Origin of the sequence: Promicromonospora panici (genome assembly GCF_900608595.1) — a bacterium.
Lineage (GTDB): Bacteria > Actinomycetota > Actinomycetes > Actinomycetales > Cellulomonadaceae > Promicromonospora > Promicromonospora panici.
Genome location: NZ_UWYY01000016.1, coordinates 121,526 through 144,840, shown reverse-complemented (window position 1 = coordinate 144,840; position 23,315 = coordinate 121,526). Strand labels below are relative to the sequence as shown.

At 70.0% G+C, this 23,315-nt stretch carries 20 protein-coding genes; 9 read left to right on the top strand and 11 right to left on the bottom strand.

The genetic code is table 11. The features are described from left to right. Nucleotides 1–175 precede the first annotated feature (175 nt). Both EW117_RS19400 and EW117_RS19395 read left to right on the top strand, forming a co-directional pair. Nucleotides 176–1,033, top strand: a complete 858-nt coding sequence (locus EW117_RS19400; RefSeq protein ID WP_129788351.1) for an SDR family NAD(P)-dependent oxidoreductase — start codon at nucleotides 176–178, stop codon at nucleotides 1,031–1,033. Then, nucleotides 1,030–1,479 (top strand): roadblock/LC7 domain-containing protein, encoded by a 450-nt coding sequence (locus EW117_RS19395; RefSeq protein ID WP_129788350.1) that lies wholly within the window; start codon nucleotides 1,030–1,032, stop codon nucleotides 1,477–1,479. Before EW117_RS19400 ends, EW117_RS19395 begins: the two co-directional genes overlap by 4 nt. Before the next feature lie 3 nt (nucleotides 1,480–1,482). Here EW117_RS19395 and EW117_RS19390 read toward each other — a convergent pair whose 3' ends face one another. The 4 genes from EW117_RS19390 to uidA all read right to left on the bottom strand — a co-directional run bounded on the left by EW117_RS19390 (nucleotide 1,483) and on the right by uidA (nucleotide 6,727). Continuing rightward, on the bottom strand, nucleotides 1,483–2,052 hold the full coding sequence (locus EW117_RS19390) for a TetR/AcrR family transcriptional regulator (RefSeq protein ID WP_129788349.1): 570 nt from the start codon (nucleotides 2,050–2,052) through the stop codon (nucleotides 1,483–1,485). 268 nt (nucleotides 2,053–2,320) lie between these two features. Then, nucleotides 2,321–3,400, bottom strand: coding sequence for a class I SAM-dependent methyltransferase (locus tag EW117_RS19385; RefSeq protein WP_129788348.1), 1,080 nt, complete (start codon nucleotides 3,398–3,400; stop codon nucleotides 2,321–2,323). An 88-nt stretch (nucleotides 3,401–3,488) separates the two neighbouring features. Then, the gene (gene uidB, locus EW117_RS19380; protein ID WP_129788347.1) at nucleotides 3,489–4,898 is read right to left on the bottom strand and encodes a glucuronide transporter; all 1,410 of its coding nucleotides are present in this window, start codon (nucleotides 4,896–4,898) and stop codon (nucleotides 3,489–3,491) included. A 59-nt stretch (nucleotides 4,899–4,957) separates the two neighbouring features. After that, a complete protein-coding gene (uidA, locus tag EW117_RS19375; RefSeq protein ID WP_129788346.1) occupies nucleotides 4,958–6,727 on the bottom strand; it encodes a beta-glucuronidase in 1,770 nt (589 codons plus the stop codon). A 154-nt stretch (nucleotides 6,728–6,881) separates the two neighbouring features. Here uidA and EW117_RS19370 point away from each other — a divergent pair, with 154 nt between their 5' ends. Together EW117_RS19370 and EW117_RS19365 are read left to right on the top strand one after the other, a co-directional pair. Beyond that, nucleotides 6,882–7,922 carry a LacI family DNA-binding transcriptional regulator gene (locus tag EW117_RS19370; protein ID WP_165362779.1) on the top strand — a complete coding sequence of 347 codons (1,041 nt, stop codon included), beginning with the start codon at nucleotides 6,882–6,884 and terminating at the stop codon, nucleotides 7,920–7,922. A gap of 113 nt (nucleotides 7,923–8,035) precedes the next feature. After that, nucleotides 8,036–9,286, top strand: coding sequence for a hypothetical protein (locus EW117_RS19365; protein WP_207211943.1), 1,251 nt, complete (start codon nucleotides 8,036–8,038; stop codon nucleotides 9,284–9,286). On the opposite strand, the gene EW117_RS19360 is transcribed toward EW117_RS19365, so the two are convergent. Next, entirely contained in the window at nucleotides 9,246–10,163 is a 918-nt protein-coding gene (locus tag EW117_RS19360; RefSeq protein ID WP_129788344.1) for an SDR family NAD(P)-dependent oxidoreductase, read from the bottom strand. The two genes, EW117_RS19365 and EW117_RS19360, sit on opposite strands and share 41 nt — an antisense overlap. Nucleotides 10,164–10,262: 99 nt before the next feature. On the opposite strand from EW117_RS19360, the gene EW117_RS19355 reads away from it, so the two are divergent. The 3 genes from EW117_RS19355 to EW117_RS19345 all read left to right on the top strand — a co-directional run bounded on the left by EW117_RS19355 (nucleotide 10,263) and on the right by EW117_RS19345 (nucleotide 11,443). Next, the gene (locus EW117_RS19355; RefSeq protein WP_129788343.1) at nucleotides 10,263–10,937 is read left to right on the top strand and encodes a TetR/AcrR family transcriptional regulator; all 675 of its coding nucleotides are present in this window, start codon (nucleotides 10,263–10,265) and stop codon (nucleotides 10,935–10,937) included. A gap of 90 nt (nucleotides 10,938–11,027) precedes the next feature. Beyond that, entirely contained in the window at nucleotides 11,028–11,207 is a 180-nt protein-coding gene (locus tag EW117_RS29820; RefSeq protein WP_129788342.1) for a hypothetical protein, read from the top strand. Next, complete coding sequence (locus EW117_RS19345) at nucleotides 11,204–11,443, top strand: hypothetical protein (RefSeq protein ID WP_129788341.1); 240 nt, start codon at nucleotides 11,204–11,206, stop codon at nucleotides 11,441–11,443. The genes EW117_RS29820 and EW117_RS19345 overlap by 4 nt, the downstream gene beginning before the upstream one ends. Before the next feature lie 98 nt (nucleotides 11,444–11,541). Here EW117_RS19345 and EW117_RS19340 read toward each other — a convergent pair whose 3' ends face one another. From EW117_RS19340 to EW117_RS19315, 6 genes are all read right to left on the bottom strand, one after another. Further along, nucleotides 11,542–13,560 (bottom strand): beta-galactosidase, encoded by a 2,019-nt coding sequence (locus EW117_RS19340; RefSeq protein ID WP_129788340.1) that lies wholly within the window; start codon nucleotides 13,558–13,560, stop codon nucleotides 11,542–11,544. After that, nucleotides 13,557–14,429 (bottom strand): carbohydrate ABC transporter permease, encoded by an 873-nt coding sequence (locus EW117_RS19335; RefSeq protein WP_129788339.1) that lies wholly within the window; start codon nucleotides 14,427–14,429, stop codon nucleotides 13,557–13,559. The genes EW117_RS19340 and EW117_RS19335 overlap by 4 nt, the downstream gene beginning before the upstream one ends. Beyond that, nucleotides 14,426–15,277, bottom strand: coding sequence for a carbohydrate ABC transporter permease (locus EW117_RS19330; RefSeq protein WP_242504389.1), 852 nt, complete (start codon nucleotides 15,275–15,277; stop codon nucleotides 14,426–14,428). Before EW117_RS19330 ends, EW117_RS19335 begins: the two co-directional genes overlap by 4 nt. Before the next feature lie 152 nt (nucleotides 15,278–15,429). After that, complete coding sequence (locus EW117_RS19325) at nucleotides 15,430–16,725, bottom strand: ABC transporter substrate-binding protein (RefSeq protein ID WP_129788338.1); 1,296 nt, start codon at nucleotides 16,723–16,725, stop codon at nucleotides 15,430–15,432. A 173-nt stretch (nucleotides 16,726–16,898) separates the two neighbouring features. Next, nucleotides 16,899–18,047: an ROK family transcriptional regulator gene (locus tag EW117_RS19320; protein WP_129788337.1), complete on the bottom strand. Its 1,149-nt coding sequence runs from the start codon at nucleotides 18,045–18,047 to the stop codon at nucleotides 16,899–16,901. A gap of 13 nt (nucleotides 18,048–18,060) precedes the next feature. Then, the gene (locus tag EW117_RS19315) at nucleotides 18,061–19,515 is read right to left on the bottom strand and encodes an alpha-L-fucosidase (protein ID WP_129788336.1); all 1,455 of its coding nucleotides are present in this window, start codon (nucleotides 19,513–19,515) and stop codon (nucleotides 18,061–18,063) included. A gap of 336 nt (nucleotides 19,516–19,851) precedes the next feature. On the opposite strand from EW117_RS19315, the gene EW117_RS19310 reads away from it, so the two are divergent. Together EW117_RS19310 and EW117_RS19305 are read left to right on the top strand one after the other, a co-directional pair. Continuing rightward, nucleotides 19,852–21,882 (top strand): chorismate-binding protein, encoded by a 2,031-nt coding sequence (locus tag EW117_RS19310; protein WP_129788335.1) that lies wholly within the window; start codon nucleotides 19,852–19,854, stop codon nucleotides 21,880–21,882. Nucleotides 21,883–22,060: 178 nt separating this feature from the next. Beyond that, a complete protein-coding gene (locus EW117_RS19305; protein ID WP_129788334.1) occupies nucleotides 22,061–23,314 on the top strand; it encodes a hypothetical protein in 1,254 nt (417 codons plus the stop codon). Nucleotide 23,315 lies beyond the last annotated feature (1 nt).

The following is a 23,315-nucleotide window of genomic DNA, read 5'->3' as shown; positions in this document are numbered from 1 at the left end:
CTGCTGGTTCGCGAGGTCACCGGCTGGCTCCGACGCAAGAAGCTCGTCGGACGAACGTTCCTGATCCGCCACGCCACGATCCGGGGAGCCGGGCCCACGCGGCGGATTTGCCATCGGAAACCGATCAGTTTACCGTGTGCCGGAGTTGATCGGATTCCAGGGGCGAGGAGCTCGGATGGCCACACGTCGGCCGGTTGCCGTGGTGACGGGCGCGTCGTCGGGCATCGGGCGCGCCTGCTCGCTCGCCTTGGTGGATGCCGGTTTCCACGTGGTGGGCACCTGCTGCGACGCCGCACATGCCGGCCCGCCCGACGGCGTCGACCTCCTCGATCTCGACGTGGCCGGCGATGCGGCCGTCACGTCGGCCGTCCAGCAGGTCGTGGACCGATGGGGGCGGATCGACGTCCTGGTGAACAGCGCCGGCATCGGCCCGGCACGCGTGGCTCATCGGGACCCCGGCACGCGGGCGCAGGGCGACTTCGACAGCAGCCTCCTGGGCCTCATCCGCATGACGCAGGCCGTCCTGCCGCACATGCGAGCTCGCGGCAACGGGCGCATCATCAACCTCCCGTCGATCTCGGGGCTCATCACCGGGCCGTACCTGGCTGCTCATGTCGCGTCCAAGCACGCGGTCGAGGGGTACTCCGAGGCCGTGGACCATGACGCACGGGAGCACGGTGTCAGGGTCCTTCTCGTCGAGCCCGGAGGGACCGGTGCCGACTCCGGAGCGGCCCGGGCGCGGCCGGCCGCACCCTTGCAGGGCTACGACAAGCAGCGACGCATCGCTGAGCAGGTCACCGCGGCGCTGGTGCCGGACGGCGACGCTTCCAGCACCGTCGCGAAGGCCGTCGTCGCCGCGGCGACGGATGTCGACCCGAAGCCGCGATATGTCGCGGCCCTGCCGGTCGGACGGATCAGCGTGCTGCGCAGCGCCGTTCCGGAACAGATGTTCTACGGATCCATCCGCACGTACAACCAGCTGCCGGCTCAGCCCGACCAACGGGCAAGCGGGCACCAGAGGAGCAACGAGTGACCCTCAGTACAGAAGCAACGAATTTCGGGTGGCTGCTCGACAACTTCGTGCGCACCGTCCCGGGCAGCCGGCACACGCTGGTCGTGTCGGCGGACGGGCTGCTCATGGCGATGTCCGACCAGCTCGACCGCACCAGCGGCGACCAGCTCGCGGCGATCGTCTCGGGCATGTCCAGCCTCACCCGCGGGGCGTCGCGCCAGCTCAACGGCGGTAATGTCCGTCAGACGATCATCGAGATGGACAACGGGTTCCTGTTCCTGATGAGCGTCTCCAACGGGTCCGTGCTCGGCGTGGTCGCCGAGGCCACCTGCGACATCGGTCTGGTCGGCTACGAGATGGCCCTCCTCGTGTCTCGAACCGAAGCCACGCTCACCCCGCAGCTCATCTCCGAGATGCGGGGCAACCTGCCCGCGGACGGGCCGGCCCGGGGCGTCGCGCCGCGCTGAGGGTCAGCGAACGCCTCCCCTGTCGAGAAGTGCGTCCACGGTCGGTGAGATGAGTCCGGCCAGGTCGTCGGCTTCGATCCCCGCCCGGGCGCTGGCGCCGTCGAAGACCAGCAGGAGCTGCCGGGCCAGCAGGTCGGGGTCGTCTGCCCCGCCCTGCTGGGCCTCGGCGCGAAAGAACCTTGCCAGGTCCTCCTTCACGCCGCGGGCCACCCGGCTCGCGGGATGGGCGGTGTTCTTGAGCTCGATCTGGATGGCAAGGTATCGACAGCCGTGGAAGTCGGGCGCACCGGCCTGCGACTCGATCTGCGCGAAGACGTGCAGGATTCGCTCGCGCGGCGACCGGTCGTCGTCCACCGGGGGCAGCAGCCATGCCTTGTAGGCGGGTGCGCCCCGCTCCAGGCTCGCCGCCAGCAGCTCGTCCTTGCTCTCGAACAGCTGGTAGAGGGAGCGCTTGGACACTCCCGCCGCCTGGCACAACGCCTGGATGCCGACGCCGACGCCCTCGCGGTAGGTGAGCGCCGCCGCCGCATCCAGCAGCCGCTCTCGCGGGCTCGTCTTCGCCTCCGTGGTCATGCGGCGAGTTTAGTCCGGCGTCGCCAATCGGAAACCGATCGGTTTGCGATCGGTCAGGCGACTGCGTTCAACAGGTCGGCCACGATGCGGAGGGCCGCCCTGGGTTCCATCCCGGCGACCACGGTTCAGCCCGGTACAAGGCTTCAGCCGGCCGGGCACTGACGTCGGCCGCCTCCGAGAAGTCCGGGACGGACGTCCCGCCCCAGGAGCAAGTGCCCGGCCTGCTGGGGATCCTCGTCAGAGCAAGCGCGACAGCCGGTAGACGGTCTCACCTGAGGCGGTAGAAGCGGAAGAACGAGAAGTCTGTGATCGGCAGGACCTCGAACTCGCCGAAGCCGGCGGCCTCGGCGTACTCGTGCAGGCGGGATGGGCGCATCACCGTTCCGGTGGCCACGCTCGGCTGGCTGGAGCGGCCGTCGGGCAGGCAGATGAAGACGCTGTAGCCGTACATCAGGCGCTCGACCTCGTCGCCGTCCGCCGCGAACGAGTCGGCCACCGCCTCGTCCATCACGATCAGCGGAGCGCCGGGCCTCAGCGACTTCCGGACGGCGGTGAGCACCTCGACCGGCCGGGGCATGTCGTGGACGCACTCGAAGGCGAAGGCCGCGTCATAACGATCGGCCGGGAGATCGGCCGCGTCACCGTGGGAGAACCGGACCCGGTCGGCGACGCCGGCGGCCCGGGCGTTCTCGGTGGCCATCGATACCGATGGTTCATCGATGTCGATCCCGTCGACCGTGGCGGCGGGGTACGCCCGGGCCAGTGCGATGCTCGACCAGCCACCACCGAAGCCGACGTCGAGGACGCGGACGCCGGGACGCGCGAGCAGCCCGTGCACGTCCTCGACGCCGGCGAGCGCGTCGGCCAGCCGGTGCTCGAACCACGGCCGGTTCGCGTCCGCCTGTCCCTCGCGCGCGTCATCGCCGAGCTCGTCCCAGCTCACACCGTCGCCGGTGCGGTAAGCCTCGAGCAGCCGGGGGAGGGCGGGGCCGACCGCGCCGAACAGCCGGCTGATGGGAGCCAGATAGTTGAGGCTGTGCTGGTCGGTCAGCACCTCCGCGGTGGCTGGTGGGATGCTGAAGACGCGTTCGTCGGCGGCGCCGTCCGAGTCGAGGTGCAGCAGGCCGGTGACGGCTTGTTGTTCCAGCCATTCGCGGGCGTAGCGCGCGTCCGTGCCGGTGCGTTCGGCCAGCTGGGGCGGCGTCGCGGGACCGTCATCGGCCAGTGAGCGGTACCAGCCCAGGCGATCGCCCAGGAACGTCGACATCAGGTCGACGTGGCCGAGGACGGCGCCGAGGAGGCGTTGGGCGACTGCATCGGCGGAAGCGGTGTCGGTGCTGGGATCCATCTCCCCACGGTCCGCCTGCCTGGTCCGCCGCACCACCCCGGGAAAGGGCGATCTTTCTGCCACGTCTTGAGTGTTCGGACCCCGACATTCAGCGTCTCGTTCGACGCTCGGCGATCTCGGCCACGATCTCGGCATGGCGGGCGTCGGTCAGGGGATAGGCGAACATGATCAGCGCGGCGGCGAGCGCGCAGGCGGCCGGGACGATCCCGGTGCCGACCCGGATGCCCCAGAGGGCGGCCTCGGTCTGCTGAGCGGCTCCGGCCGCATAGCCGCCGAGGGCCAGCGCATAGGCCCCCACCGCGCCGCCGATCGCCTGGCCGGTCTTCCGGGTGAAGGAGAACAGCGCGTAGGTGATGCCCTCGGTCCGCACGCCGGTCCGCCACTCGCCGTACTCGACCGTGTCCGCTTCGAGGGCCCAGACGAGCATGTTGACCAGCAGGAAGCCGAGCATGCCCAGGACCAGGCCGGTGAACGGCAGCGCGACGACAGCGCCCGTGGGTGACAGCGCGACGATCAGACCGCCGAGCGCCGTCACGACCGAGCCGCCCATGTACGCGGTGCGCTTGCCGAACCGGCGCACCAGCAACGGGATCGCCGGGGCGAGCACGAACGTCGCGACGAGCTGGATCGTGGACAGCACCGGGTACAGGTTCAGCGCGTGCAGCACGTCGCGTACGTAGTAGAGCTGCAGCGTGTTCAGGGACAGCCCACCGGTGATGAACAGCACCGAGCTGACGCACAGCATGAGCAGGGGGCGGTTGCCCTTGAGCGTCGTGAAGCTCTGCCGCAGCGAGACGTTGGTGACCTCGCGCTGCACCCGTTCGCGGCAGGTGAAGAACGTGAACAGGTAGCAGGCGGTGCCCACGACCATGAAGCACAGGGTGGCGACGGTGAACACGGTCTGCAGGTCGGCCCCGGGCACGAGCCGCGGCGCGATGACGATGCCCAGGCCGGCACTGACGATCGAGCCGCCGACGCTGCGCGCGCTGGCCAGCTTCGCTCGCTCGCTGGGTACCTGGGTCATGGCGCCGGCCAGTGAGCCGTAGGGGATGTTGACCAGGCTGTAGGCCAGGCCGAGCGCGGCGTACGTGAGGTAGGCGTAGACGAGCATCCCGGTGTGCCCGATCTGCGGGACGGCGAACGTCGCCACGCTCAGGCCGAGCAGCGGGACGCTGCCGAACAGCAGGAACGGGCGGAACTTGCCCAGGCGCTTGCTGTAGGTCCGGTCCACGATGCGGCCGGCGAGGATGTCGGCGAACGCGTCGAAGACGCGCACGACCAGCAGCAAGGTGCCGGCCGCGGCAGCGCTGATCCCCGCGACGTCGGTGTAGTAGATCAGCAGAAAGGCGCCGGCCGTGGCGAACGCGAGATTGTTGGCGAAGTCGCCCGCGCCGTAGCCGAGGATCGCCTTCGCGGTCAGCCGGTCGGGGGCGGTGGACGTCGAACCGGCCGCAGGGCCGGACACTGCTGAGGGAGGCGGCGGTGCTGAGGTGGACATGGACGGCTCCTTTGCCTGTCGCTACCGGGTGGGCGGTCTGTGGGTGTCGGTGGGGCGGGTCAGTGCCGCTGCGCGGTCCAGCGCGCGCGGAGAAGATGCGCGGCGGCCTTCGGCCGGCGGTCGCGGGTGAAGACTCCCTTCTTGTTCCCGTCGACGCGGAAGATCGCCGAGGAGGTCTGGAAGTCGGCGAAGTTCCACACCTGCTCGCCCACGACCGCCTCGACGCGGTCGTGCACCCGGTGGTAGAGGTCGAGTACGTCGCGCTGGTACTCCTCGGTCCACGGCTGGGTGTGGACCGAGTGCAGACCCGCGACGGCGTCGGCGCCGTACTCGGTGACGACGAGCGGACGGCCGTACTGGTCCTGCCACCGGCGCAGCTCGTCCTCCAGGTGCGTCTCGGCGGAGGCCAGGTCGGCGGTGTCCTCGTACCAGCCGAAGTACCGGTTGAGGCAGATGACGTCGACGAGGTCGGCGACCCGGTCGCTCTCCGGTGTCGCCATGCCGAGGTTGACGAACGTGACCGGCCGGGACGGGTCGAGCTCACGCGTCAGCGTGATCAGCGGCTCGAAGTACTCGCGGGCACCCGGTTCGTTCGAGGCCGGTTCGTTGGCGACCGACCAGAGGATCACCGACGGGTGGTTCTTGTCGCGCGCGACCAGCTCGCGCAGTGCCTGCGCGTGGGCCGCCTGGGTGCGGTCGTTGATCGTGCCGGGGGAGAAGGTCGCGGTTCCGCCGCTGCCGAAGATGCCGCCCCCGATGTTGAGGTTGAGACCGACGGCGGCGGTCTCGTCGATGACGAGGTAGCCGTGCCGGTCCGCGTACTCCAGGACCTCCTCGGCATACGGGTAGTGCGAGGTGCGGAAGCTGTTGGCGCCGGTCCAGCCCATGAGCTCGAAGTCGTGCACCAGGTAGGCGTTGTCGTGCCCCTTGCCGCGCACCGGGGTGTCCTCGTGCTTGCCGAACCCGGTCAGGTAGACCGGCTCGTCGTTGACAAGCAGTCGCAGCCCGTCGACCCGTACCGTGCGGATGCCGACCGGGAGGACGTACTCGTCGGCCAGGCGGCCGTCGCGCTCCAGCACGGCGCGCAGCGTGTAGAGGTTCGGGCTGCCGGGGCCCCACAGGAGCGCGTCCGGGACCCGCAGGTCGACGCCGGTCCCGTCGGCCCGCGCGACGACATCTCTACCGGCGTCCTCCAGCTGGAGGCGGACCGTGCCGGTGCCGGCCACGACGGACTCGACGTGCACGACGCCGGTGGTGCCGTCGACGTCGGTCGTGACCGTGAGGTCCTCGATCCTGTCGGCGGGAGCGCTGTAGATGGCCACCGACCGGGCCAGGCCGGCGTAGTTGAAGAAGTCGTGCAGGTAGCGCTGGCGGCGGGCTCCGGTCGCGGTCACCTCGACGGTGCCGGGCGGGATGGTCTCGTTGGTCAGGGTGTTGTCCACACCGATCGTGAGGCGGAACTCCGACCCCGGGTCGACCAGATCGGTGATGTCGGCCTCGAACGGGGTGTACCCGCCGACGTGCTCGGCCACGAGCTGCTCGCCGACGTGGACGCGTCCGGCGTGGGTGGCGGCGTCGACGCGGACGAACACCCGCTGGCCCGCCCAGCCACGCGGCACCCGCACCGTGCGCTGGTACCAGACCCAGCCCACGTGGTCGCGCAGCGAGGGCTCCACGAACAGGTCGTTGTAGCTGGCCGGCACCGGAGCCTCGAGCGTGCCGGGCAACGACCTGCTGCCCGGTGCGTGGTCGAGCTCGCCCGCGGCGAACCGCCACAGCCCGTCGAGGGGCAGCAGCTCGCGGGTCGCAGAGATCTGCGGTCTGAGCATGAAATCCTCCTGCGTCGTTGCCAGTCGGGGTCGGTGATCCGGATGAAAGCCGACCACACGGTCGGCATTGTGTCAACCGGTTGCCAAACGTCGAGTGCGAGTCGCGACCGGTGGCGAGACCAGGTGGCAGCGGGGCTGTGGTTCGATGGGCCACGTGAACCGGGACATCGAGAAGGCGGCGACCGACGTCGGCCAGCAGCCTGTGGCAATCGGTCGCCAGGGTGCGGTCACGATCTACGACGTCGCTCGTCATGCGGGCGTGAGCCCGTCGACCGTGTCGCGTGCGCTGGGCAAACCGGGGCGGATTTCGGCCCGCACGGAGCGGCGGATCCAGGACGCGGCCGCCGAGCTCGGCTATCGGGCGAATCCCATGGCCCGTGCCCTGCCGACCGGCCGCACCCAGACGCTCGGCCTGATCGTCACCGACTTCACCAACCCGGTGTACTTCGACCTGGTGCGCGGTGCCGAGCGGGCGGCCGCCGAGGCGGGATACACGATGGTGCTCGCCGAGTCCCAGGAGTCCGGTGCGGCGGAGTCGAACGCGGTGGAGCGGGTGCGTCCGCTCGTGGACGGCTTCGTCCTGGCCGCGCCTCGCCTGGACGACGAGGCGCTGACCGCGATCGCGCAGGACACCTCGCTGGTCCTGGTCAACCGTGCCGTGACAGGCATCGCCTCGGTCGTCGTCGACGTGCGCACCGGTCTGTCCGCCGCGCTGGACCACCTGAGGGCGCACGGGCACAGCTCGATCGGCTACCTCAGCGGCCCGGCCCGTTCGTGGATCAATGCCCGGCGCTGGGAGGTGCTGATGGAGGAGGCCCCGCGGCGCGGCATGCACATCGTGGAGATCCCCACCACCGAACCGACCCTCGTCGGCGGACGCGACGCGCTGCCACGGGTGCGCGCCGCCGGCGTCAGCGCGCTGGTGGCCTACAACGACCTCATCGCGATCGGTCTGCTGCGCGAAGCGCAGGCCACCGGACTGGACGTGCCCGGTGACCTGAGCATCGTCGGGTTCGACGACATCTTCGGCGCCGAGCTCGTCACGCCGGAGCTCAGCACGATTCGCGTTCCGCTCGGCGCGCTGGGCGAGGCCGCGATACGGGTCCTGATCGGCCGCGTGGATCCCGAGACCCACGAGCCGGCGAAGGCTGAGTTCGTACCCCGGCAGAGCACGGGCCCGGCTCGTTCGCGCTGATGACGTGCCGCGCCCAGAACCTTTTTGCCGCGTCTTGAGCGTCCAAATCTCAGTGGTTAGCGTCTCGTTCGACACGCGGCAAGGGAGCCGCGGGCAGAAGGAGGACGCGCCTGATGACCGAGCCGCTCACGCACTTCCCGATCCGGATCCGCACCGTCGCCGGTGTGCTCACGACGCTTGCCATGGCACTTCCGATCGCGACGCTGACGGTGGGCGACGGGTCCACCGCCGTCGCCAGGTCCGCTGTTTCCGGGGCTGCCGACGGCGTCGATCCGCTCCCCGCGCTGGGCGTGCTCGGCGCCAACTACAACGAGAACCTGGACCGGATGAACGAACGCGAGCTGCGTTCGGCAGGCGCGACCTGGGTCCGTGGGTTCTACACGCTGCCCGAGGCCGACTCCGTCCCTCCCGCGCAGAGCGACACCCTCCGGGCGATCCGCGCCGCCCACGACGAGGGCTTCCGGACCGTGCTCAGCCTGAAGTTTCCCAAGGCCAACAGCTCGTTCCCCCGACCCGGCAGCGCGGAGATGGCTGCCGAGCTAGCGCGGCTGGACCGCGTGCTGCCGCACGTGTTCCCGACTGTCGACGTCGTCACCATCGGCAACGAGCCGTTCATCGAGAGCCTGCCGGCCGAGCGGGACGCGCGGCTCAACGAGTTCTACGAGACCGTCGCCCGGCACGTCATCAGCCGCCGCGCGGAGCTGTGCGGTGCGGACTGCGGCACCCACCTGTACATGGGCGCACTGAACCGGCTGGACCTGCCCCAGCACCGCACGCCCGCCGTCGAGCGATACCTCGCCTTCGTGCGTGCGACGCCGGAGATCGAAGGTGTCGACCTCCATCCCCACGTCGTCGACCAGGCCCGGATCCAGGACTTCCTGGACTACACGCTGCCCCGGCTCCGCCCGGAGCAGACCTTCCTGGTGACCGAGTTCTCCCTGGTCTGGTACTGGCAGCAGCACATGACCGACCGGATCCCGGCGGACTTCGCCCGGAGCTACGGCTATGCGCCCCACACCGAGGTGTGGCAGGTGATCGGCGACGCGATCGAGCGCCCCTTCCCCTCCCGCAAGTGGAACGACCTTCTGTCGCAGAGCCCGTGGTTCGAAGCCAAGAAGCACCTGCTGCGCGAGGAGATGGGGCGGTTCCGAGGCACCGGACGGCTCGCGGTGGCGACGTACGGCTTCAACCAGATCCCGTCGATGACGGCCGGCTGGAGCGCGACGAAGCCACCCTGGCTGCTGAACAGCGTGTTCGCCGATCTCACCGTGCAGCCGAGCGGCGACGGTATGTCGACGCCTGGTTATGCCTGGATCGACGACTTCAGGATGCTGCAACAGCCACGGGGAACTGCACGCCGGTGAGCTCCTCGGAGACGGTCCACAGGCGCTGCTGCAGGGTCTCGTCGTAGGACTGCGGGCTCGAGGCGACGACGCGCGGGTTCCCGCGGGTCTCACCCCGTCCGTCGGGGCCGTAGTACTGCCCGCCGAGTACGGCCGGGTCGGTGGCGGCCCGCATGCTCGGCAGCGCGCCCTGGGCAGCGCTCTGGGTGAGCAGAGGGCCGATGGCGGATGCGATCGGGCGGAAGGCAGCGGGGATGTTGCGGACCAGCTCGGTGCTGGCGAGGCCGGGGTGCGCGGCGACGGAGATCGTGGTGCCCAGCGGCACGAGGCGCCGCTGCAGCTCGTAGGTGAACAGCAGGTTCGCGAGCTTCGACTGCGCATAAGCCGCGCCCCGGTCGTAGGACCGGTCCCACTGCAGGTCGTCGAAGTGGATCGCGGCGCCACCGGTGCGGTGGGCGATGCTGCTGACGGTCACCACCCGGGAGCCCGGAACGGGCAGCAGCAGGTCCAGCAGCAGTCCCGTCAGTGCGAAGTGGCCGAGGTGGTTGGTGCCGAACTGCAGCTCGAACCCGTCCCGCGTGGTCTGCTTGGGCGGGATCATGACGCCGGCGTTGTTGATCAGCAGGTCGATCGAGGCGTGCTTGGTGTGCAGCTCCGCCGCCGCTTCGCGGACGGAGTCCAGCGAGGTCAGGTCCAGCGCCTGCACGCTCACGTCGCCAGCGATGCGGGCGGCCGCCTTCTTGCCCTTCTCGACGTCGCGCACCGCCAGCACCACCGACGCCCCGCGTGCTGCGAGGGCCCGCGCCGTCTCGAATCCCAGGCCGGTGTTGGCGCCCGTCACGAGGGCCACGCGGCCCGTCTGGTCGGGGATGTCGCGTTCGGTCCACTTCTCGGTCATCGTCGTTCTCCCTTTTACGGACCGCTGGTCTCTTGCAAGTCGACCGTAAGAGACCAGCGGTCTGTTGTCAACAGACTGCCGGTCTGTAAACTGGCGGACGTGACATTCCAGCGAGCGCGCAGCGAGGAGCAGCGGGAGATCCGGCGTCAGGCGATCCTCGACACGGCGATGTCCATGCTCGACGAGATGCCGGTGGCCGAGGTGGGGCTCAACGAGCTGAGCCGCAGGGTCGGGCTGGCCAAGTCGAACGTGCTGCGGTACTTCGAGTCCCGTGAGGCGGTACTGCTCGAGCTGCTGGAGGGTGCCCTGCGGGCGTGGCTCACCGAGGTGGCGGACGAGCTCGCCGCCGCCGTCGACCCCCGCCTCCCGGCCATGGAGCGCGGCGACCAGATGGCTGCGGTACTAGCCGCGTCGCTGGCGCGTCACCCGGTGCTGCTGGACCTCGCCAACGCGCAGGCCGGGGTCCTGGAGCACAACGTGTCCGTCGACGTCATCGTTCGCCACAAGCGGGCCGCCATCAAAACGCTCGGGGCCGCGGTCGAGATGATCCGCCGCCACGTGCCGGAGCTCGGCGACGGTGCCAGGACCGTGTGCATGGCGACCCTGATCCTGGCGGGCGCGATGTCGACGTACTGCCGGCCATCTGCCAGCGTGCTCAAGGCCTACGAGGTCGACCCGGCGCTTGCCCAGCTCGCACCGGACCTGCGCTCCGACCTGGAAAGCGCCGTCGCGACGCTGATCAGGGGCGCCCTGGTGCGGTACGGCGCTCCCTGATCCGCAGCGTTCTGCCAGAGCGCGGGTTCTGTATGAAACACAGAGGTGGGACATAGTTTCACCCGAGGTTCGTCTTCGACGCTCTTCGGTATGGACTCATCAAGATCGCTCCATGCCGACACGTCGCCGGCCACGCGCGACGCCCAGCTCCGAGCGCCTGCACCCGTCCTCGACCTCGTCATTCCCGTCTACAACGAGGAGCGCGGACTGGAACGTGCCGTACGCGCGACCCAAGCCCACCGGATCTCCGGAATGGCCCTGACGGCATGAGCGCCATGACACTCATCCTGCGCACCGGACCCGCCGCGCGCCTTGGCGCCCTCCTGCTGCTCGTCGGTCCGCTGGTCGACGTCCGCGCCGGCATCGAATGGAACATCGGGCTGTTCGAACGCTGGGCGATCTACCCCATCATGGTCGGCTACGCCTTGTTCGGCGCCACCGTGCTGGTCCGGCAACCAGCACGAGCGCTCGACGAGCAGGACGAGCCCGCGTTACTCGTGTGGTAGGACAGGTGGCTGCACATGAGCAGGGCGGGAGCGGGAACCTGGTACGACTCCGCCCCCGCCCTGCTCATGTGCTTCGACCGCTCTTGGCCCAGTGTCTGTCAGGCCGCCTTGCGGCGGTGCACCACGCGGACGTCACCGGCGGGAACGACGAGCGAATCCTCGACGGTGCGCCCGGTGAGCAGCTCAGCGCCTCGGATGCCCAGTTCCGCGTCGTCCGCCCCGTGGTTGATGAGGAAGACGAACTCGTCACTGTCGGTTTCGCGGATCCCGACCTCGAGGCCAGGGATCTTGTCAGAGACAGGCCCCCGATCAGGCTCGATGAGGCCGGCGACGAGGTTCTCGATCGCGTCGCCGTCGATCCCCGCCGACACGTAGACCGCCCGGCCGCCGCCCAGATGCGCCCTGACCGTCACCGCCGGCTCGCCGTCGAGCGGGCCGCCCTCGTAACGCGCGATGACATCGGCTCCAGCCACGTGGACGTGCTCGGTCCACTCCCGGCCGTTCCAGCCGTTGTCGAGCCGGAAGGTCTCGCCCTCCTGCAGAGGGTAGAACTCCTCGGTCCACACCCCGAGGACGTCACGGAACGCTCCGGGATAGCCACCGAGACGGACCTGGTCATTCTCGTCGACGATGCCCGAGAACGGGGTGACGATCAGGGTGCCGCCCATCGCGACGAACTCCTCGGCGCGCTTCGCGGTGTCGTCCGCGACGAGGAAGAGCTGCGGTACCACGAGCGTGTCGTAGCCGGCGTAGTCGTTCCACGGCGGCAGCACGTCGACGCCGTCGCCCCTGCGCCAGAAGGCTGCGTGCCAGGCGCGGACAGCGGCACCATAGGGGAGGAAGTTGTTCGGCTTCACCCCGCGCCGGATCGCCCAGCCCGCCTCGTTGTCGAACAGGATGCCGACCTTGGCCGCCGGCACCCGGGAACCGAGGACGGGTGCGAGGCGCTGGAGGTGGCCGCCGAGCGCCGTGACCTCGCGGAAGATCTTCGTGTCCGGTCCCGCGTGGGGGACCATCCCGGAGTGGAACTGCTCGGCACCGGCTCGGGAGGCCCGCCACTGGAAGTACATGACGCCGTCTGACCCGTGTGCGACGTGGCTGATCGCGTCACGGATGAGCTCGCCCGGGTTCTTGGCCCGGTTGCGCGGCTGCCAGTTCACGGCGCTCGTCGAGTGCTCCATGAGGAGCCAGGGCCGCCGGTCCGTGGTGAGCGACCGCATACGGTCACCCGAGAAGGCCACGTCCTGCTGAGGCACCGGATCCGGCGACCGGGTGTAGTGGTCGTTTGCGAGGATGTCCATGTGCGGCGCCCAGCGGGCGTAGTCGACCGCGTCAGGCTCGGCGCCGACCATGAAGTTCGTGGTGACGGGCAGATCGGGGGTGATCTCCTTGAGCAGTGCTCGCTCGGCGAGGTAGTGGTCGAGCAGCTCGTCGGAGGAGAACCGGTCGAAGTCGAGCATGAGGGACGGGTTCTTCGAGTCGTTGCCGCGGGGCGGCAGGATGTGCTTGAAGCTGCGGTAGTAGTGACCCCAGAAGGCGGTTCCCCAGGCCTCGTTGAGCTTCTCGACGGTCCCGTACTTCTTCTCCAGCCACGTGCGGAACGCGGCGGCGGACACGTCGCAGTAGCAGTGCCCGTTCCCGCCGCCGAGCTCGTTGCTCACGTGCCACATCACGACGTGCTCGCGCGAGCCGTAGCGCTCGGCGACGGCCCGGACGATGCGGAGCGCGTGCGTCCGGAAGTCCGGGTTGCTCGGGCACCAGCCCAGCCGGGCGCCGGGCCAGTGCTGCGTCATGTCGTGGTCGACGGGCGGGAACTCCGGGTGCTCGGCCAGGAGCCAACTGGGTGGGGCGGCGGTGGGCGTCGCGAGGTCGATGGCGATGCCGTTCTCCCCGAGGAGTTCGACGATCTCGTCGAACCACGCCCAGTCGTAGACACCCTCAGCCGTCTCCAGCAGGCCCCAGGAGAAGATCCCGAGCGAGACCATGTTGACCCCGGCCTGCCGCATGAGGGCGACGTCCTCGCGCCAGACCGAGGGGTCCCACTGCTCGGGGTTGTAGTCGCCGCCGAAGCTGATGCCGGTCGTGGGCCAGGGCTGGTCGGTGTGGGACAGGGTCATCCTTTGACTCCTCCGGAGATGAGGTCGAGCCGCCAGAAGCGCTGGAGAAACAGCACGAGGGCGATGAGGGGAATGATCGCGACGGCGGCGCCGGTGATCGCGAGCGAGTAGAGGGCCGGGGAACCGGAGCCCTGGTTCAGCAGGGAGCTCAGGCCGACGGTCAGGGGGAACGTCGTCTGGTCGGCGAGCATGATGTAGGGCAGGAGGAAGTTGTTCCAGATGCCCACGAACTGCAGCAGGAAGACGGTGACCATGCCGGGCACCATGAGCGGCAGGACGATGCTCTGGAAGATGCGCCACTCGCCGGCGCCGTCGATCCGCGCCGCCTCGAGTGCTTCCTGGGCGATGGATCCCTCCGCGAAGACCTTGCACAGGTAGATCCCGAACGGGCTGATGATGCTCGGGAGCAGCACGGACCAGCGCGTTCCTGCCAGCTGCAGGTCGGAGAGCAGGAGGTACTGCGGAACGGCGAGGGTGATGCCCGGGATGAGCAGGCCCGCGAGGAGAGCTCCGAAGAAGATCCGGCCCCCGGCGAAGTCGTACTTCGCCAGCGCGTAGCCGGCCGCGGCCGACACGAGGGTCGAAAGGACCCCGCCGAGCCCGGCATACAGCAGCGAGTTGAGCGCCCACGTGCCATACGCGCCGTCGTTGTGCGAGAAGAGGTCCCCGAGATTCTCGAGGAGGCCGCTGCCCGGGGCGAATGTGAACGAGTTGAAGAGCTCGCCGGGTGCCTTGGACGCCGCGACGAACACCCAGGCGACGGGGATCAGGCAGTAGATCGCGCCGATGAGGAGGATGACGGTAGGGGCGACCTTGCCGCGCTGCAGCGGCGGCTGCCCGGTCCGCCGCGGGACGGTTGTCGTCGTCATGCCATACCCCTTCGGCTGACTCGGCGGACGACCGCGAGGACCGCGAGCGAGAAAGCGGCCGTTCCGATCGCCAGCACCATGGACGCGGCGGCGGCGGACGACAGGTTGTCCAGTACGAAGGCGTCGCGGTAGATCGTCATCAGCGGCGCCCACGTGGTGGAGATGCTGTTGGTCAGCGGCATGAGCATCGCCGGTTCGCCGTACAGCTGAAGGGCGCCGAGCAGGGCGAAGATCGACGTGAGGATCAGGGCGGGGCCCACCAACGGCACCTTGATCCGCAGCGCGACCTGGATCTCGCTCGCGCCGTCGATCCGGGCGGCCTCGACCAGCTCGTTCGGGATGCTCCGCAGAGCGGTGTAGATCACGAGCATGTTGAAGCCGATCCCGCCCCAGATCGTGATGTTCGCGATCGACCCGTACAGGCCGTCCGGTTCGAGGAACGGGATGGTGCCCAGGCCGAGCGAGCGGGTCACGTACGAGAACGGGCTCGTGGCCGGCAGGTACATGAATCCCCACATCAGGGCGGCGACGACGCCCGGCACCGCGTAGGGGACGAAGATCGCCGTGCGGCCGAACCGCTTGAGCCGAGTTCCGCTCGCGTCGAGCAGCAGTGCGAACAGCAGCGCCAGTCCCAGCGTGAGCGGTACCGCGATGATTCCGTAGATCGCCAGCCGGCCGAGGCCGGCGACGAGGGTCGCGTTGGTCAGGACGTCGGCGTAATTCTCGAACCAGACGAAGACCGTCCGGCGCGTCCCGAGGATCCCTCCACCGGTCAGCCGCTGCGCGAAGAAGCTCGAACCGAGCGCGTAGCCGAGCGGGATGACGGTGAAGGCGACGTACAGGAGCATTGCCGGTGCGCTGAAGAGGTAGGGAGCGAGCCTCGGGCGTAGGGAGGGCCTGCGTCGTGGTCTGCGGTCGTCGGTCGGTGCCGGCGCGACCGGTAAGTCGGCGCGGTCTGTCATGGCGTGGGTCATGGTCGGTTCTCCCGCCGGCTGCGGGCTCAGCTGCCTTCCTGCACGGTGAAGCCCTGTTCCTTCATGTCCGCGACGACCGCGTCCTGGGTCGCTGTGAGAGCGTCCGCCCACGAGGTGCCGTTCTGGACGGCGGCGTTCATCGCGTCGGTGAACGCCGCGGCGGCGACATCCGTGTTCGGGCCCCAGGTGACCGGCTTGGTGTTCTTCGCGATGTCGGCCACGACGTCGTAGTAGTCGGTCTGCTGCGGCATGAGGGTGGGCGGGTCCTGCTTGGTCGCGGCCTCCTGGCCGGACAGCGCGGCGGGGTAACCGTTCTGGACGTTGAGGATCATCTCGGCGCCCTCGTCGCTCGCGTTCAGCCACTTCGCGAACTCCGCGGCCTCTTCCGGGTGCTCGCTGGACGAGGTGACGATGACCGACGACCCGCCCTGGAAGGACACGGTGGGGTTGTCGGCGTCCCAGCGGGGCAGCGGGGCCAGAGCCCACTTCCCGGCGGTCTTCGGGGCGACCCCCTCGATGACGCCGGGTGCCCAGACGGCCGAGGGCCAGGAGACCATGGTGCCGTCGTTGAGCTGCTTGTTGTAGGTCGGCGTCAGGATGGGGTCCGCGGCGATGAGCCCGTCGTCGTACATGCCCTGGAAGAAGTCCATGACCTCACGGGACTTGTCCCCGTCGATGTTGACGGTCCAGGTCTCGCCGTCCACCGACCACCAGTCGTCGCCGGCCTGGGCGGCGACCGGGGCGTACCAGCCCCAGCCGTCGGTGCTGAGGGAGGCCATCGTCAGGCTCGGGTCCTCCTCCTTGAGGGTGGCGGCAGCGTCGCGGTAGTCCTGCCAGGTGACCGGCGGCTCGATGCCGTACTTCTCGAAGATGTCCTGCCGGTAGAGAAGAGCCATGGGGCCAACGTCCTGCGGGATGGCGAACGTGTGGCCGTCGAAGGTGGTCTGCTCCCAGGAACCTGCTGAAAAGTTCTCCTGGATGTCGGCGACCTGGTCGGTGATGTCGAGGGGCACGCCCGAGACGATCATGCGCGGGAGCGAGGTGTTCTCGACGAGCGCGAGGTCGGGTGCGTTGCCGGCGCGCAACGCGGTGATGAGCTTGGCGGACGACGTCTCGCCGCCGCCGGCGTCGGTGTGCTTCACCTGGATGTCCGGGTGAGCCGCGTTGAAGGCGTCCACCTCCTCCTGGGAGCCGGGCGCCCAGGCCCAGTACTCAAGGGTGACGGGCTCGCCCGAGCTGTCGCCGGACGCCGAGCAGCCGGTAACGGCGATCGTCGAGAGGCTTACCGCGAGGGCAAGGGCGGAAAATCGAGAGGTACGCAAGACGTCTCCTTTGACTGGCTGGGCGCGCAACACTGCGCCGCGACTTGACAGCCTGATCAGGTTCCCGGGCCGAGGCGAGTTTGTCAACTGACGACATTAACCCTGCCGGACGACTGCGCGGCGCAATCGCTCGGCAGCCTCGTCTCAGTCGCGATGCACGTGCGGAAACGCGCTCAGAACCCCTGCCCGCTCAAGGTTCGGTACACCGCGAATGCCGCGGCGGCCCGCGCCCACTCCACGAAGTCGAAGTCCGGCATGCCGACCTCGACCTTCCCTCCGTCGAGGTGAACGCGGCGCAGGGCGGAGTGGAACACCTCGAACCGACCACGCAGGACGGTGTGGCTCTCGCCGGTCAGCACGACCTTGTCCGGGTCGAGGAGATTCACCAGATAGCCGGCTGCCGTGCCGAGGCCGTCCGCCGCGCGTGCCATGACGTCGGCGCACACCGGATCGCCCGCGTCCGCTCGGGCCGCGACCTCGCTCATGCTGCGCGCGCCCGGGGCCGCGCGCACGACCGCCGTCGTCGAGCAGACGCTCCACAGGCAGCCGTGGTGCCCCAGGGGGCACTCCGGACCGTCGGGAAGTACGGGTATATGGTCGAAGCGGCCCGCGGTCCCGTGGGCACCGCGGACGATCTTCCGATCGGTGACCAGGCCGAACCCGATCTCCTCGCCCACGGAGATCAGGACCATGTCGTCCTGGCCCTCGCCGAGCTGAGGCCATTGCTCGAACGCGGTCAGAGCGACGACATCGTCCTCGATCCAGAGCGGGACCGACCACTCCGCGGTGAACTCCGCCTGGAGCTGTTCGCTGATGCCGCGGATGCGCTGGGACGCCGGATCGAGCCCTGCCCGGCCCAGTGGGCCGCATACTGCCACCGCGGCCACCCGGAACGACGTCGTCGTCTCCTGAAGCCAGCTCGCCGCGAGCTCCACCAGCTCGCGAGGCGACTCGGTCCGGAGCGCTGCGCTGTTCTGCCACACCACCCGACCGTCAAGGTCGACGAGCGCCGCGATGACGCCCGTCCCACGGAGGTGCAGACCGAGGAACTGGTAGGCGGTCGTGACCGCGTGGAGCATCTCGGCCGGGCGACCCGTCGATGCCCGTTGTTCTCGACGTCCCTGGACCAGGAGGCCGGCTTCCTCCAGATCGCGCGTGATCGTGGTGAGCCGGGTCCTGGAAAGGCCGAGCTTGCTCGCGATATCGCTCCGCGAGAGGCCGTCGTCCCAGAGGACCCGGTTGAAGGCGGCCTGCGTCGTCGGATGGAGCTCCGGCCAGCGCTGGATACCGGTCTGCCGGGGTGCGGCCGCAGCCTCGTTCATCGTCCGCAACCTATCAGGGTCCTTCCACCGCGGCGGCGGTGGCGATGGCGGCGGTCCCGCGGCTCGACCCGATGGTGACGGTCAGGCCCGTGACGGTGATCGCGGGGAAACGCATCACCCGTCGGTAGCCCACCGACGAGGACCGGCAGACGACGACCTCCCGACCGTCCACCGTGGCGCTGACCGTCACGTCCTCGACGCGCTGGCCATGACGGATGTCCTCGCTGACGACCACGGCTCCGACCGATCGCGGCCCGTCGAAGGTCAGGGTCACGGCGGGCGCGGCGTCCTCCGGGTCCGGGTGCCAGGTCGCGTCCCGTTGCGGGCCGAACTCCGACGAGAAACCTTCCGCGAGATCCCCGTTTCCGACGGCGTCGGGGCCGCGCACAGACGTCGGCGCAGCTCGCGACGGGATCACCCGAGCGCGGAACCGGTCGATGAGCTCACCCAGCCGCGCCAGCTCACGCGCATCCGCGGGGGCGACGAGCCCGTGCTCGTCCGGCGGCACATTGAGGAGGAACGTCGCGTTGCCTCCTGCCGTGCCGCACCAGATCTCGAAGAGCTCCTCGGCCGTGCGGACGGCAGCGTCCTCGCCGCGGTGGTAGAACCACCCGGGCCGGATGGAGGTGTTGACCTCCGCGGGGTACCAGACGAGGTCGTCGAGGTGGCCGCCGAGGGCCTTGCGACTGCCCAGATCGTCGTCGCCGCTCCGGACCAGGCGAGAGAACTGGCCGTCGTCGACGTGCTGGGACTCCTGCGCGATGCGTTCGGCATCCCGGAGCGAGCCGGGCACGACGCTCCACTCGTCCGCCCGCGTGTGGCCGGCCTCGTTGCCGCACCAGCGAACGTCCGGTCCGCAGACGCTGATGACCGCGCCGGGCTGGAGGCGGCGGATGGTGGCGTAGTACCGATCCCAGTCATAGGCCTGCACCCGCCCGTCCGGGCCCTCGCCGTTGGCGCCGTCGAACCACACGGAGAAGACCGGGCCGTACCGCGTGAGGAGCTCCGTGAGCTGGGCGACGAAGAAGTCGTCATAGGCGCGGCCGGTGCCGTACGAGCCTTCGGTGCGATCCCACGGTGACAAGTAGACGCCAAATCGAAGGCCGTGCCGCCGCGCCGACTCGGCCACCTCGGCGACGAGGTCCCCGGAGCCGTCGCGCCACGGAGCGGAGGCGACCGAGTGCGTGGTCACCGCGCTCGGCCACAGGCAGAACCCGTCGTGGTGCTTGGCGGTGAGGATCACGCCCGTCATGCCGGCGCTCGCGATGGACCGCATCCATTGGTCGGTGTCGAGGGCGTCCGGGTCGAAGTGCGCAGGATCCTCGTTGCCGAGTCCCCACTCGCGGTCGGTCATGGTGTTCATCCCGAAATGGATGAACGCGTAGAACTCCATCTCCTGCCAGGCCAGCTGCCGCTCGTGGGGTCTGACCGCAGTGAGGCGATCGATCTCGTCGAGGGTTGATGTCATGGTGAAGGTTCCGCCTCGGTGCTCGTCTCGGGGTCGCCCTCTCATGGGCGCCTTAGTTAGTGTTGTAAGTTGACAAACTGGGACCCTACAGTTTTGTGAACGCCTATGCCAGTGTCGGCGACGCTAGGCCTCCCTGTGGACATCCCGTACCGCGCTCGGCTACCGTTCCGGCCATGACGTCGCACCTGATCAGTCAGGACTGGTGGCCCGCCGAATAGGCGGGCTCGCGACGCATTCACACACGTCGAAACGACCGCCTCGCCTCGAGGCGGTCGTTTCGTGTTTCCCCACGAGGCGGTCGGTCCGGGGCGGGCACTCCGAAACGAGAGGCCTCGCATGTCCCGCACTCCACGCTCCGCCGGCTCTGCCACTCCCACCGCAACCAGCCATCCCCTGCTCGACCGGGTCCTGGACTCGGACGGCTCGCTCCCGTTCGTGCTCCTGCGCCGCGAGGGCGGCACCGAGGTCGAGGTGCTCGTCGGCGACGTCGTCGACGCCGAACTCCTGGGCGACATCCCGCTCGACGGCGCGCCGGTGCTCGCCGTCGTCCCGTTCCGGCAGGCTCACGAGCGTGGGTTCACCGTGCACGACGACGGCGTCCCCCTGCGCTGCATAGTCGTCCGCGAGTCGGAGCGGGTCTCCGTGGCCGACGCGATCGCCGTGCTCCCGCCCGAGCCCGTCGCCGCCGAACCGCTCGGCTTCGACATCCCCGACGCGGAGTACGCGGGCATCGTGCGCCGCGTGATCGACGACGAGATCGGGCGGGGCGCGGGCGCCAACTTCGTCGTGATGCGCCGCTTCGAGGCGCGCACCGACGCTGCGCCCGTCGCCACGCTGGCGTCGTGGTTCCGCGCTCTGCTCACGCACGAGGTCGGCTCGTACTGGACGTTCGCGGTGCACGCCCCGGCGCCTGCGGAGTCGGCTCCTGCCGCCGAGGCGCTGTCCCTGGCGGGCGCCACGCCCGAGCGGCACCTGACCCTGCACGACGGTGTGGCCCGGATGAACCCGATCAGCGGCACGTACCGCCATCCGGCGACAGGCCCCACGCGCGACGGGGTCCTCGAGTTCCTGCGCGACACCAAGGAGAACGAGGAGCTCTTCATGGTGGTCGACGAGGAGATGAAGATGATGAGCGCGCTCTGCCCGGACGGCGGGCGCATCGTCGGGCCGTACCTCAAGCAGATGGCCCGCCTCAGCCACACCGAGTACCTGCTGGAGGGCCGCACCACGCTCGACCCGCGCGAGGCGCTGCGCCTGACGATGTTCGCGCCCACCGTGACCGGGTCTCCCATGGAGAACGCCTGCACGGTCATCACCCGCCACGAGACGCGTCCGCGCGGCTACTACTCAGGGTTCCTCGCCCTGTTCGAGCCGGACGGCGCCCGCGGCCCGGCCGATTCCGAGCCTGCCGGGCCCGTCGCGGCCAACCCTGGGAGCTACTCGCTCGACGCTCCGATCCTCATCCGCACGGCCTATCTGCACGACGGCGGCCGCGTGACCGTCCCGGCCGGAGCGACCCTCGTGCGCCACTCCGTGCCCGAGCACGAGGTCGCGGAGACCCGGGCGAAGGCGGCGGGTGTGCTCGCCTCGCTCGGGCTGGTGCCGCGCGGTGCCGGCCCCGACGTCGCCGTCGACCTGAACGCGCAGCCCGGCGTCGCCGAGGCGCTGGCCGCCCGCAACGGACAGCTCGCCGAGTTCTGGGTGCGCCCGCAGGATGCCGTTCACGCGGTGCCGACAACGGCGCCGACCGGCCCGAGCGTTGTGATCGTCGACCACGAGGACCAGTTCACGACCATGCTCGCCCATCAGCTGCGCCACCTCGGGATGAACACCCGGATGGTCCGGTGGGACGCCGTCGACGACGTGCTCGCGGACGATCTCCTCGTGCTCGGCCCCGGACCGGGGGACCCGCGCGACCAGCAGGACCCGCGCATCGCCTCCATCGCCCGGCGGATCCACGAGCGGGTCGCCGCGGGCCGGCCGCTGCTCGCTGTCTGCCTCAGCCACCAGGTGCTCGCCGGCCTCGCTGGCTTCCCGATCCGCGCGCTGCCGGCGCCGCGCCAGGGCGTGCGGCTCGACGCCGATGTGTTCGGCACCACGGCCGCGATCGGCTACTACAACACCTTCGGCGCGCAGCTCACCACCATCGACGCTGCAGCCGCCGCCGATCCCGTGGCCCGGCTGGCCCTGGAGCCGTCCTTCGACGGGGACGGCGTGCTCACGGCCCTGCGCGGCCCCGGCGTCGCCTCGGTGCAAGGTCACCTGGAGTCAGTGCTCTCGGCCGACGGCCTGACGGTGCTCGACGCGCTCACCCTGCACGTCCTGGGCGTCCCGGCAGAACCGTCCCGGGCGCGCCACCGTTCCTGACTCGCGTTCAGCAGGCTTCCGCAAAGCCATATCGTCCGCGGTTATGGCTCTGCGAAGCCTGCTGAACCAAGCTCAGCGAGCCCCCGCAGAGCAGGCTCGTCGGGAGGGGTCCCGGGCGGGCCGGTCCACGATGTCGCCGTCGAGCACCACGGGAGACGGCGACGGGAGGGGCATGGCAATGAGCGGGGCTACCCACCGCGACACCCAGGAGATCGACCGTGTCCTGGGCGCGCTCACGGGGCATGACCTGTTCCGCCGGAACGCGTTCCGGGTCACGGGCCTGCCGACGGACGCCACGGAGCGCCAGGTGCGCCGCGCCAGGGAGGACAGCCGGAGCCAGTACTACGTGCCGCCGTCGGTTGGTCCGGACGTCCCGCTGCCGCCGTCGGAGGACCCCGACGAGCTGCGGGCCGCGTTCGAGGTCCTGCGTGACCCCGTCGCGCGGCTGGTGCACGAGCTGCTGTGGGCCAGGTTCGTCGACGGCCGCCTGCCGGACGTACAGCTCCGTGCGGTGAGCGAGCTGTGTCTGGCGCTGGAGGGGACGAGCCCCGACGGTGTGGTCCGCGATGCCGCGGCCCGGCGTCGATGGGACCACTGCCTGGACCTCTGGGCGGCGGTCCTCGCGGCCGAGTCGACGTGGGAGCTGGCGCGGCGCAGGGCCGCCGAGCTCGACGACCCGCGCCTCACGACCGCGACGGTCGACGCCCTTCGGGAGCGGCTGCCCGAACACGTCGTCGGGGTGGTCGCCGGCCTCGCGGCGCGGCGGGCCGTCGAGGCCCCGGACGACGCGCGGCGGTGGCGGGATCTCGCCCGCGCCGCCGGGTTCGAGACCGGCGACGTGCGGCGGGCGTTCCGGTCCGCCGCGCAGCCGGACCTGGATGCCGTCGAGGCGGCCTGCGAGGTGGCCCGTGCGGCGAGCTCGGAGAACGTCGGGATCGATGCCGCCGAGACGCTCCTGGCCGTCGCCCGCCAGCACCTGGAGAGCCTGTCGGGCCTGCTCGGAGCGGACGACGACCTGGTGGTCGGGTGCCACGACGACGTCGCGCTCGCGATGAACAACTGCGTCGTGCGGTTCGTGAACGCCGACACGGGTGACTACGACGCCGTCGGGGTGCTGCTGCGGGAGGCCTACGACCTGGCCAGGTCGCCGGCGTCCCGGGAGCAGATCGGCGCGAACCTCGACGCCTCAGGGCATACGCGTGCGCCTGCCCGGGAGATCCCTGAAGCGGTCGCGTGGCTGGGCTGCCTCGGGATCCTGGTCGTGATCGGGCTGCTCATCTGGGCGGGCTTCGCGTTCTCCACCGGCGTCCTGGGCATAGGGATGCCCGACCTGATCTTCGCGGGCATCTTCTTCAGCCTCGTGTTCGCGGGCGCCGCCGGCGTCTTCGTCAGCGCGATCGCCGGGATCGTCAACTTCTTCATGGATCTGTGAG